Origin of the sequence: Streptococcus mitis, from assembly GCF_002096845.1 — a bacterium.
GTDB classification, from domain to species: domain Bacteria; phylum Bacillota; class Bacilli; order Lactobacillales; family Streptococcaceae; genus Streptococcus; species Streptococcus mitis_A.
This window is the reverse complement of record NZ_NCVK01000023.1, coordinates 1-12,110: the sequence shown is the minus strand read 5'-3', so window position 1 is coordinate 12,110 and position 12,110 is coordinate 1. Positions and strand designations below refer to the sequence as shown.

The 12,110-nt window shown below is 35.5% G+C and carries 11 protein-coding genes; all 11 read right to left on the bottom strand.

Annotation, left to right across the window (positions count from 1 at the left end; translation table 11 throughout):
* Positions 1-145 precede the first annotated feature (145 nt).
* Positions 146-625: a sigma-70 RNA polymerase sigma factor region 4 domain-containing protein gene (locus B7695_RS06030; RefSeq protein ID WP_084890452.1), complete on the bottom strand. Its 480-nt coding sequence runs from the start codon at positions 623-625 to the stop codon at positions 146-148.
* Positions 626-744: 119 nt separating this feature from the next.
* Positions 745-2,703 carry an ATP-dependent zinc metalloprotease FtsH gene (gene ftsH, locus B7695_RS06025; protein WP_084890450.1) on the bottom strand — a complete coding sequence of 653 codons (1,959 nt, stop codon included), beginning with the start codon at positions 2,701-2,703 and terminating at the stop codon, positions 745-747.
* A gap of 15 nt (positions 2,704-2,718) precedes the next feature.
* Positions 2,719-3,261, bottom strand: coding sequence for a hypoxanthine phosphoribosyltransferase (gene hpt, locus B7695_RS06020; RefSeq protein ID WP_084890448.1), 543 nt, complete (start codon positions 3,259-3,261; stop codon positions 2,719-2,721).
* Positions 3,262-3,265: 4 nt separating this feature from the next.
* Entirely contained in the window at positions 3,266-4,543 is a 1,278-nt protein-coding gene (gene tilS, locus B7695_RS06015) for a tRNA lysidine(34) synthetase TilS (protein ID WP_084890446.1), read from the bottom strand.
* Entirely contained in the window at positions 4,540-5,808 is a 1,269-nt protein-coding gene (locus B7695_RS06010; protein WP_084890444.1) for a serine hydrolase, read from the bottom strand. The genes tilS and B7695_RS06010 overlap by 4 nt, the downstream gene beginning before the upstream one ends.
* Positions 5,801-5,923 (bottom strand): SP_0009 family protein, encoded by a 123-nt coding sequence (locus tag B7695_RS11650; protein WP_000429334.1) that lies wholly within the window; start codon positions 5,921-5,923, stop codon positions 5,801-5,803. The genes B7695_RS06010 and B7695_RS11650 overlap by 8 nt, the downstream gene beginning before the upstream one ends.
* Before the next feature lie 4 nt (positions 5,924-5,927).
* Positions 5,928-6,296 carry a septum formation initiator family protein gene (locus tag B7695_RS06005; RefSeq protein ID WP_084890442.1) on the bottom strand — a complete coding sequence of 123 codons (369 nt, stop codon included), beginning with the start codon at positions 6,294-6,296 and terminating at the stop codon, positions 5,928-5,930.
* Positions 6,289-6,555 carry an RNA-binding S4 domain-containing protein gene (locus B7695_RS06000; protein ID WP_084890440.1) on the bottom strand — a complete coding sequence of 89 codons (267 nt, stop codon included), beginning with the start codon at positions 6,553-6,555 and terminating at the stop codon, positions 6,289-6,291. Before B7695_RS06000 ends, B7695_RS06005 begins: the two co-directional genes overlap by 8 nt.
* A gap of 57 nt (positions 6,556-6,612) precedes the next feature.
* On the bottom strand, positions 6,613-10,122 hold the full coding sequence (mfd, locus tag B7695_RS05995) for a transcription-repair coupling factor (protein WP_084890438.1): 3,510 nt from the start codon (positions 10,120-10,122) through the stop codon (positions 6,613-6,615).
* Positions 10,123-10,692, bottom strand: a complete 570-nt coding sequence (pth, locus tag B7695_RS05990; protein WP_084890436.1) for an aminoacyl-tRNA hydrolase — start codon at positions 10,690-10,692, stop codon at positions 10,123-10,125.
* Between the two features lie 71 nt (positions 10,693-10,763).
* Entirely contained in the window at positions 10,764-11,879 is a 1,116-nt protein-coding gene (ychF, locus tag B7695_RS05985) for a redox-regulated ATPase YchF (RefSeq protein WP_084890434.1), read from the bottom strand.
* Positions 11,880-12,110 lie beyond the last annotated feature (231 nt).

Below are 12,110 nucleotides of genomic sequence, written 5' to 3'. Positions count from 1 at the left end.
ACCCGTGTTACCGCCGTGAAAAGGCGGTGTCTTAACCCCTTGACCAACGGACCTGAGTTGTTATTTTCAACTCTTACTATTATACCGACTTTTTAAACTTTGTCAACTACTTTTTTAAACTTTTTTTACTTTTTTGCATGAATTCCTAATGAGTACGGATGTCAAACTCTTTAAACACAATACGTAAGTCCTTTAGCACTCTTTGACGCCCTCGGAAACGTTCATTTCTTAAGACGCGTTCTAACTCTTCTCGTTGCTCTTTATTTTGTTTGTTTCTATAATCTCTTAGTGTTTCATGAAAGAGATAATAGTCATCTAGCCAGAGTCCTCCCTCACTTATACGATGACTTATCTCACCTACTTCTTCATATGGTTCTTTATCATATCTTCGTTTTTGACTTTCTTGCTTACGGATATAATCTAAAATCCGATTCCGGAACTTAGTCTTAAAATATTTCCTTAAACGAGGAATATCTTCTACTATTCCTTCTTCCCTACTAATCAATTCATGTAAGCAAATCATACCCTCTTGGTCCCAATCAGATAACTCCCATAAATGAAGGTAATATTCATTTCTACACTTGTACACAATGCCTTGAACTTCTTCATACAATTTTTTAAGCATAATGTTCCCCTTTCTAGATACAGTTTAACAAATAAAGAAACATTTTTGTCCTATTTTCCCGTTCTGTTCTCTCTACCTCCTCAACTGCACAAAAAAGAGAGGACATGCCTCTCTTTGGGTTATTTCTCGTCATTTATTTTTGACTTTACTTCATCATAGGATAGTGCATGTGATTCCTCTTCTACTGTTTCAGGCATCTTTCCTGTTTCGTAAAGAGATTTAATTTGTGTACTATCCAATGTTTCGTATTTCAATAATGCTTCTGCAATCAACTTGTGAGTTTCACGATTTGATTGTATGATTTCAGCAGCTTTATTTCGTGCTTCATTTAATAATGAGCGAACCTCTTCGTCAATTTCATAAGCTGTTTGTTCTGAAATTGATTTTTGAGGGCTTTGTGCACCAAACATGGCATGATTTCCTTCATATTGTACTGGGCCAAGTTTTTCACTCATACCGTACTCTGTAACCATTGCACGCGCCATTTGTGTCGCCTGTTCAAAGTCGTTTGAAGCTCCTGTAGTTTGGACATTAAAGATAATTTCTTCAGCTACACGTCCCCCCATTAAGCCAGCCAATTGCTCTTTCATATCTTCTTTGGATAGAAGCATTTGGTCTTCCTTAGGAAGCGCAATCATATAACCACCTGCACGTCCACGTGGTACGATGGTAACTTTATGAACAACACGAGCATTCGACAAGACTAAACCAACAATGGTATGTCCTGCCTCATGATAGGCAACTAATTCACGTTCTTTTTGTGAAACTGTCTTATCTTTCTTAGAAGGACCAGCAATCACTCTATCTTCTGCTTCATCAATATCTGAAGCATCGATAATCGTTTTATTACGACGAGCAGCAACTAAAGCCGCTTCATTCAATACATTCTCTAAATCAGCACCAACAAAACCTGGAGTTTGTTGAGCCACTAATTTCAAATCAACATCTTCTGCTAAAGGCTTGTTCTTAGCATGAACTTTCAAGATTGCTTCGCGACCTTTAACATCAGGACGGCCAACCAATACTTTTCTATCAAAACGTCCTGGACGCAAAAGGGCAGGATCAAGTACATCTGAACGGTTTGTCGCAGCGATGACGATAATCCCTTCATTTCCCTCAAAACCATCCATCTCAATCAAAAGTTGGTTCAAGGTTTGTTCACGTTCGTCATTACCTCCGCCGAGACCGACTCCACGTTGACGTCCAACAGCATCAATTTCATCGATAAAGATAATAGCTGGTGCTGCTTTTTTGGCATCTTCAAAAAGAGAACGAACACGACTAGCTCCAACTCCGACAAACATTTCTACAAAGTCAGAACCTGAGATACTAAAGAATGGAACACCTGCTTCTCCGGCTACTGCCTTAGCAAGCAAAGTTTTACCTGTTCCCGGAGGTCCCTCCAGAAGGACACCTGCTGGAATACGAGCCCCAAGTTTTGTAAATCGTTTTGGATCTTTTAAGAATTCAACAACTTCAACTAGTTCTTGTTTTTCTTCCTCAGCTCCAGCAACATCTGAAAATCTTACTTTAATATCTTCTTTATTTGCGGCTTTAGCCTTACTACGTCCAAAACTCATTGGGTTACGGCTATTATTTCCTCCCATATTTCCCATCATAGAGAATAGGAAGAAGAATAGAATACCGAATGGCACAATGGATACAAGAATATTAATCCACATACCACTTGAACTTTCATGCTTAATAGTTACTGCCGCCTTATGGTCAGAAGCAAGTTTTTGCAATTCTGATACTGTAGTATCTGAAGGAAGAATAATACTTGAAAATTTCTCTACTGTTGTAGCAGAAGGAGAAAAGAACTGGATACCTGTTTCTTCTTTACTTGTTTTAGGATTTTTATAGACACCCGAAACCTCGATAACACTTCCATTTGGTTGGTAGGTTAATTCTTTTACGTTGTCATCGGTAATTTCTTTTACCAATTCTGTATAATTAATTTGCTCACTTTTCCCTGCAACACTACCTGTACTAAAATACTGATAACCTGTAACTAGGAGAAAAATAAGTAATAACCATAGAAAAGGATTTTTAATTAAACCATTATTTTGTTTTTTCATTAAAAATTGCTCTTTCTAATTTGAATATACTTCTTCTTTCAATACTCCAACATAAGGAAGGTTACGATAATTTTCTTTGTAGTCTAAACCATAACCTACTACAAACTCATTTGGAATAGTAAAGCAAGTATAGTCTGCCTCAATTTCTACAACACGTCCTTCTGGTTTATCCAACAAGGTTGCAATGTTAACAGAAGCTGCTTCTCTTGCAATAAACATATCTCGCAAATTCTTCAAAGTTTGACCTGTATCAATGATATCCTCTACAAATAAAATATGTCTTCCTTTGATATCTTGAGTCACATCTTGTTTAATATTGATAACACCACTACTTGCTGTTCCACCATGGTAGCTAGAAACCATCATGAAGTCCATTTCAATATGTGTATCAATATGTTTAACCAATTCAGCCATAAAAGGAATAGATCCTTTTAAAATCCCAACTAAAATTGGATTTTTTCCTGCATAGTCTTTGGTTAATTGAGCACCTAATTTTTTAGCAGCTTCTGTAATTTCATCGTGTGAAACAAGGATTTTTTTAATATCGTTTTCTAACATTTTTTTACCTATCTATTTTTTCTATATAAAGTACAGTGTTCATTATATCATTTTTCGTGTTTTTACTCAAATTACTGGTTGCAATTCCCAAAATTGAGACAATTTCACCAAATTGCTCAATAATCAGAGCAGATTTTCGCTCTTCCATAGGGATTTTCAAATCGATAAATAGACGTCTGAGTTTTTTTCTATGCCCATTTTGAATCAAAAAATCTCCTGGTTTTCGATGACGAATGTGTATGGATGTTTCTCGTGAAACAGGTATTTGTTGAATTGGTTCACCTTCTAAAGGAATTCCAAAGGAAAATGTGTATCCTTGATAAGTAACCTGATTTTGATAGTGTAACACAAATTCATCTTCCTTTTCATCAGCCTGCGGACTGATTTTACAAATCTGAAACTGTTGATACTCTTTTATCAATTCATATCCATTTTTAATCGGATGACGATACTGGCTTTTAGTTTTTAAAATTTGCCGAACTTCAGCAAACTGAGCTTTTGTGAGATTCAAATCTGGAAAACGATTCAGATAAGTTTGAAGTAAAACTATTTGTGTCGACTCAGAGTAAGACAATAGCTGCTCTAAATTTTCTACATCAATATTCTTTGATAATTCAGCTATAGCTAAATCATAATCTAAAATCTCAAGTCCAATATTTAATATTGCATTTCTAAATCGAGGATTTTCTTTTTCTAATTCTGGTAAGTATGAGTTTCGAATACGATTGCGAAAATAATGATTTTCATGATTTGATGTATCTTCAAAGTGAAAAATTGATGGAAAGTCTTTTTTCTGAAAATGCAAGAAGGGACGAATAATTTCTATCTCTCCGACTACTTGCTTCTCCTTAATTCCTGATAGATAGCGCAAACGAGTGCCTCGAATCAAACGCATCAAAATCGTTTCCACCTGATCATCCGCATGGTGGGCAGTAACTAAAGCTGTCGCACCTGTCTTTTTCATGACCTCTTGAAAAAAATCATAACGAAAATGTCGAGCACGAGCTTCTGAAAATTCTCCTGAAAAATTGCTGATATAAATAGGAAGCTCTGCTTCAGCAGCCAACTTCCTTAATTCCTGTTCTTCCCAATCTGATTCTACTCTCTGCTTATGATTCACATGAGCTAGAATCAATTCAATTTCTAACTCTTTTTGATAAGTAGATAATACCTTAAATAGAAACATAGAATCTAACCCACCAGAAAGAGCTAGCACCACCTTAGTATGCTTTTTGAAATATCCCTTCTTGAGAAAATGATTTAAAAAATCTTGTTCCCTCATTTTAGAACCTCATAAACATCCTTGGATATCTGAGAAATTGTATCATAATCAGAATTCTTAGTGAAAATAGAAAGAATAAATGGAGAATCTACGTAGACAACACCCGTATCATGCTTAAATTCATCCGCATCCCCAATTTTATGAGCTACCTTCACAGAAACACCTTTGGCAATTCGCTGATTATCAAAATCTGTTTTAGTCAAAGACTCTAGCACAAATCCATTTTGATTATAAATAGCTTCCATGACCTTCCCGGCCATCTTGGAAGAAATCAATTTTTCTTTTGGATCCCAATCATCTCCCATAATAGCAGACATCTTAGACTTAAATGTTGCATCAGATTGGTTTGAAAGGTAATATCCCAATATGTTATGAGCTACATTATCCGATTCTTTAGATATTTTTATTATTAAGTCCTTGAGAGAATATTCTTTATTATCTTCTTTTTTAGGAAGGCTACCACTTCCCTCTGGTTTATAAGAACCTGGAAAATCATTGACTGCAGATACGTATTTTACAGTCGTATCTAACTGATAAAGACCCTCATTTATTTTTTCTTGCACATAGTAGAGATAAGGGAGTTTCAAAACGCTAGCTGCATACATCTTTTCATCTTGATTGATACCAGCTTCTTTTCCAGTAGTCAGTTGCTTAACATAAATAGAGAATGAATCCTTCTGATATTTTTCCGATAACATTTCTTGGACTTTACTCATCCGATTATCTTCTTCAGAAGTTGATTCTTTAGCTACCCATCCAACCTGATCAATATGTAGAAATTCTCTTCCTTCTACAAACATAGTCTTATCGATTGATACCTGAGAATAAGCTGATAAGGATGATTTCACTTCTTTTAAATCATAAGGACTATTGTACAGTTTAAAATCAGATTCTAACCATACTTTTTTTATTGTTGGAGTTACCTCTGATTGATCATATAAAAATCGTTTGTCCGCAGCTATAAATTGATGATTTGAAAGCTTAAATACCGGAATTCCTTGTTTATTTAAGCGCCACTCGGTTATTTGAAAACTTGTTTGGGGAGTCAATTTTCCAGATTCCACTACTAAATCTTCATTCGCATAAACAGGAACCTCTCCATAAACCATGGGAGAACTTAATTTTTCTCTAAAATAAATACCAAAGTCAGATTGTGAAAGGTAATAAATTTCTTTCGAAGTATAGACTACTTCTTTTTCTGTACTAACAACTTTTGAAATGGTCAAAAAACTTGGTAGCAACAAAATAATTAAGAATTTACGCATTCTTCCTTTCCTTTTCTTCTTGTAAACGCAATAATTGATTTTTATCAGCCAACTCTTCCAGCTTTTCATCTGATAAACTCAAAAATTGCTCAATTACGTCTAGTAAATTTTCCATTTTATCACCTTTGAAGCAAGTCAGGAATCGTATAAACTATTTCCCTCGACTTAGAATAATAGTACTTCGCTCGTGTATATTTGGCAGCATAATCCTCATCTTTCAACTTGGTAGCAAATGCTGTCTCCTTATCCTTTTCATCACTCAAAGTTTGATACTGAGTTTGCAAGTCTGCTAATTGCTGACGTCGTTGGAGTAATTGCTGATAGCTCTGCGCTAAATTAAAAGTTGGCAAAATAAATAACAGCATAATCAAAATCAATACCCAACCTATAAAACGATTCCGTTTTTGTCGTTCTTTCATCAGGTAGCGACGTCGTTGATATTCATTTTGAATAAAAGAATTATTCAATTGTACAATATTTTTAGACATTTTCTTCTACCCGTGTTTCACTGATAATTTCATACATGCCTGCTGCATCTTCTTTTTTTGTACTATCTTTCATCTCTAGTACTTCGACAAGTAGCAACTTATTTCCAAAACGAATTTCAACTTGGTCATTAACTTTCAAATCCGTTGAACTTTTGGCCAAGATTCCATTCACCTTGATTCTGCCTTTATCTGCTACTTCTTTTGCGACTGTACGACGCTTGATAATTCGCGATACTTTTAAATATTTGTCTAATCTCATCCTTATTACCTCAACTTATTATTGTACCATTTTTATCTATTTTATAGAAGAAAAATATCAAATGGAATTTTCTTCCTTCGACTCTTTTATTTCTAATAACCTTTCTCCAAAAATCAGCAGACCTTCTAAAATTTCATAATCTTTCTTATTTTGGACATCAAATACAAGCTCCATTAATCCCTTATTCTCAGCGATGCCTGCTTTTAAGTTCGTTGCGGATAAAGCTTTAAAATAATCTTGAGCTAAAAACAGTCGTTGAGTGACTTTTTCAAATTGAACTGTAATTTTATTATCTTTTCTTTCTACACGTTGAACAAAGACCTTGTCCAAATATGACTTGACTAAACCAATCTCTAAAAGATAGGCTACCACGTCTGGGTACTCTCCAAATCGGTCCATCAACTCTTCTTGTAACTCTTCATAGTTGACACGGTTGTCAATTTGACGAATTTTCTTGTAAATTTCAATCTTATGTCGTTGATCAGAAATATAAGTATCGGGAAGATAGGAATCAATTTGCAAAATCAACTCAGCATTCCCTTTGGTTCTTGTGTTAGCATTAGCATTACCGTTTCGTTTAGCAATAGCTTCCTCTAATAACTGCGAATACAATTCAAAACCAACAGAATCAATGAAACCAGACTGGGATTTTCCTAAAAGATTTCCTGCTCCGCGAATCGAAAGATCTCGCATTGCAATCTTAAATCCAGAGCCCAATTCTGTAAATCCTTTGATCGCTTCTAATCTCTTTTCAGAAACTTCACTGATTGATTTTTCTGGGCGATACATGAGATAGGCATAAGCAATACGATTACTACGACCGACTCTTCCTCTTAACTGATACAAGGTTGACAAGCCCATATGGTCCGCATTTTCAATAAATAAAGTATTGGCATTTGGAATGTCCACCCCTGTCTCAATAATGGTAGTCGTCACCAAAATATCGTATTGTCCCTCAATAAAGTCTAATAGAGTATTTTCCAACTGGATTTCACTCATTCTACCATGAACATAACCAATCGAAGCCTCTGGAATCAACTCCTGTAATTCTGAAACCTTCTGGTCAATCGTATCAACTTTGTTGTAAAGATAGTAAACTTGACCTCCACGCTCCATTTCACGCAAAACAGCATCACGAATGACACTCTCATTCTTTTCCAAAACATAGGTTTGCACTGGATAACGATTAGTCGGCGGAGTTTCAATAACAGACAAATCTCTGATTCCCAGCATAGACATATGGAGAGTACGAGGGATTGGAGTAGCGGTCAAAGTTAGGACATCCACTTGTTTCTTCAGTTCTTTCAAGGTTTCCTTATGCTTGACACCAAATCGCTGTTCTTCATCAATAATCATCAAGCCCAAATCAGCAAACACAACATCTTTTGACAAAACACGATGCGTTCCAATCAAAATATCAACTTGACCATTCTTTAATTTTTCAAGTGTCTCTGCCTGCTCTTTTTTACTTCTAAAGCGACTCAACACATCAATATTAACAGCAAAATTTTGGAATCGTTCCTTAAAATTTGTATAGTGCTGTTGAGCTAAAACCGTTGTTGGAACTAGAACGACCACCTGTTTATGATCATTGACTGCCTTAAAGGCTGCACGCATAGCAACTTCAGTCTTTCCAAAACCAACATCCCCAACTAAAAGTCGATCCATTGGTTGAGAACTCTGCATATCCCTCTTGATTTCCTCAATACTACGAAGTTGATCATCCGTTTCAACATAAGGGAAAGAATCATCAAAAGCATCTTGCTCTTCATCATCAGCTGAGAAAGCAAAGCCATTCAACTGACTACGCTCAGAATAGAGTTTGATTAAATCGTCTGCTATATCCTCTACCTGATTCTTAACTTTTTGCTTGGCTTTTTTAAAATGACCGTCATTTAATTTATTGAGTTTTGGAGTTTTCCCATCACTTGAAACATATTTAGACAGTAGATGAATCTGTTCTACTGGGATAGAAATTTGATCACCATTTTGGTATTGGACGCTAACATAATCGCGGTGAATCTCTTTGATTTCAATGGTTTCAATTCCTAGATATTGACCAATCCCATGAATGTGGTGAACAACGTAGTCCCCTTTTTCAAGTTCATTATAATCTTTTAAGCGCTCTGCATTTGAAACATGTTGTCTTCGAAAACGACGTTTTAATTTCTTTTGAAAAATCTCATGTTCAGTAATCACCAAAATTTTTTCATCTACAAAATGAAAACCATGTCTGAGATTGCCCTCGATTAAGTTTACAGATTCTTGACAGATTATTGACTTATCTCTAGAATCCAATTTAATCTGATATTCCTCTAACACATCCTCCAATGTTTTACTTCCCATTGAATTGCTAGACTGCAGAATAATGGTGTAATCCATTTTTTTATATCGTTCAATTTCTTCTTTTAAAAAAGAAAATTGATTGAAAAACTCCTGCATAGGATATTGATTAAATTGATAAATTTGGTCAAACTTGAGATTTCCTAACCCCTTTTGTAGATTAGAGAAAAAGGTAACCGGACTCTGTTTTTTATAAATTTTCTCTGTATCAGCAAAATACTGCATCTCAGAAAATGCTTTACTGTTCTGTAATTCTTCTGTAAAGTATTGCGCTAATTCTCTTTCAAAGACTTCATACTGATTCATCAATTTCTGATAATCATCAAAGAATACTGGGGTATCTTTTTCAATATAGTCAAAAACAGTCCATGTCTTGTCATAACACAAAGATAAAAACTTCCTAGAATCTAAATGAATTTGTTTTTGATGAAAACTTGAAAGAATTTCTTCTAAGTATGATTTTAAAATAGGTGATAACGTTTTTGAAATTTGTTTTTCTAAAGCTGACTGACCTCCTTGATAATCCTTTTCTCTCAAAAGCATATCACTAGCTGGAAAGATAGTGAGTTCTGTCTGATTTTCTTTCGATAATTGTGTTTCGACTTCAAAAGTACGAATTCCATCAATTTCATCACCAAAAAACTCAATTCGGCAAGGTTCTAACTGGGATATTTCAAAAATATCTAAAATATCTCCTCGCAGACTAAATTCGCCCTGAGTTTGTACTTGAGTAACTTTTCGATAGCCTATTTCCTTTAACTGATGGATAAGCGCGTGTTGGTCATATTCTTCACCAACTGTTATTTTTACAATACTATCTTTAAATGCATTGGGAGACGGTAAAAATAATCGACTTGCTGCGATATTACAAACTAAAATCCCTTTCTTAGATGAGTCAGTCAAAAAACGTAAAGCTTCAACCCGTGAAATGATTTTTTCTTGTGAAGACATCAAAAACTCGACCATAGGGGAGTCATCTACCAAAAATGGATAGACCAGTTCCTCACCCAAAATAGAGATAAGATCACTAACAAGTCCTTCTGCTTCTCCATAAGTTGACGTCAATAACACAATCTTATCTTCCTGTCTCAAACTACTAGCAATTGCTAAAGCTTTTGTAGAAGTTGACAAGCCTAACATTAATTGTCTTTTCTTATCTGTCAGATTTCGATGCCATTTTTTTATCTGATCATTTTCTGAGAATAAATCTAATAAGGTCACCATTTATCCGTTATACCTCTGCATCGTTTTCTCAAAATTTTTCTCTTGTAAATAGTAGTTTACAGAATCGTCAACCTTGTCAATAGACTGTAAAATACCGATATAATCATTCTTATCAAAGGTACTCAAAACATGGTGAACAACTGACATGCCATTTTTAGGTCTTCCGATTCCAATCTTAACACGATTAAAGGTTTGGGTTCCAATATGTTGAATAATAGACTTGATACCATTATGACCACCTGCGGAGCCCTTTGCTCTTAAACGAATCTTTCCAACTTCCATGTCAAGATCGTCGTAAATGACGAGTAAATCTTCAATATCCAAACCATAGTAAGTCAATAAAGCATGAACTGCTTTCCCACTTTCATTCATAAATGTCGTTGGTTTGACAAGATAAATTTTTTCTCCATTTAGGAAAAAGGATGCTAGATCAGCTTGAAATATCTTATCGTGTGTAAAAGTAACATTCTGTTTCTTCGCTAGTTGGTCAATCAACATAAAACCAACATTATGTTTGGTTTCAAAATATTTATCTCCTGGATTTCCCAAGCCTACAAGTAATTTAGTCATTTATTTTTCCTTTCAAAAGCCAAAAGGGTTGGAATTTTTTTCCAACCTAATTGACACTATTTATTAAATTTTTAGACATTAAAGCGGAATTCCATGATATCACCGTCTTGGACGATATATTCTTTTCCTTCTTCACGCAAGCGTCCAGCTTCTTTTACAGCCTTTTCAGATCCGTATTTCACTAGATCTTCATATGACATGGTTACTGCACGAATAAATCCTTTTTCAAAGTCTGAGTGGATAATCCCAGCTGCTTGAGGAGCCTTCATACCACGTTTGAAAGTCCAAGCACGAACTTCTTTTTCACCAGCTGTGAAGTAAGTTCCCAGTCCAAGTAAGTGGTAAGCTGCACGAGTCAACTTGTCAACGCCTGATTCTGTCAACCCAAGTGCTTCAAGAAACTCTTGCTTGTCTTCTTCGTCTAACTCAGAAATTTCTTCCTCAGCACGCGCAGAAATAACGACTACTTCAGCATTTTCTGTCGCTGCAAATTCACGAATTTGTTTAACATAGTCGATAGAGTCAGGTTCTGAAACCACATCCTCGTCCACATTAGCAACATAGAGCACTGGTTTAGTCGTCAAAAGGAAGAGACTTTTGACAACTTTTTGTTCTTCATCTGTAAACTCGATTGTACGAGCTGATTTCCCATCTTCAAGGACGGGTTTAATCTTTTGAAGAACATTGAATTCTGCTACTGATTCTTTATCTTTTTGCGTACGTGCCATCTTTTCTACACGTGCATAGCGCTTATTGACTGATTCTAAGTCAGCAAGAATCAATTCTAGGTTAATGGTATCAATATCTGCAATTGGATCTACAAAGGCATCTTCACGTCCTTGCTCACGCATCACATTTTCATCATCAAAAGCACGAACTACGTGAACAATCGCATCTACTTCACGAATATTGGCCAAGAATTTATTCCCTAGCCCTTCTCCTTTTGAAGCTCCTTTTACAATCCCTGCGATATCTGTAAATTCAAATGTTGTTGGCACTGTCTTTTTAGGAGTAATCATTTCAGTCAATTTTTGTAGACGTTCATCTGGAACTTCTACCATTCCAACGTTTGGATCAATCGTCGCAAATGGGTAGTTTGCAGCCTCTGCTCCTGCTTTTGTAATTGCATTAAATAGTGTTGATTTACCAACGTTTGGCAAACCAACGATACCTGATGTTAAAGCCATATTTTCTCATTCTCCATTTTCATTTCAATCCCTAATATTATAACACAAAAAGGGAAAACTTGCTAACCCTCTAACTAGGGGGGCTCAGTCAATAATTTTAGGCAACTTCTCAAAGTAACTTCCACTTGCCTAACCAAAGTGGAAATTAGTCTAAAACGGATTTTTATGGTGGAATTAAGTATGAGACGTTTGAGTTAGAAATGAGATTCACTATGACAAAACATAAACACC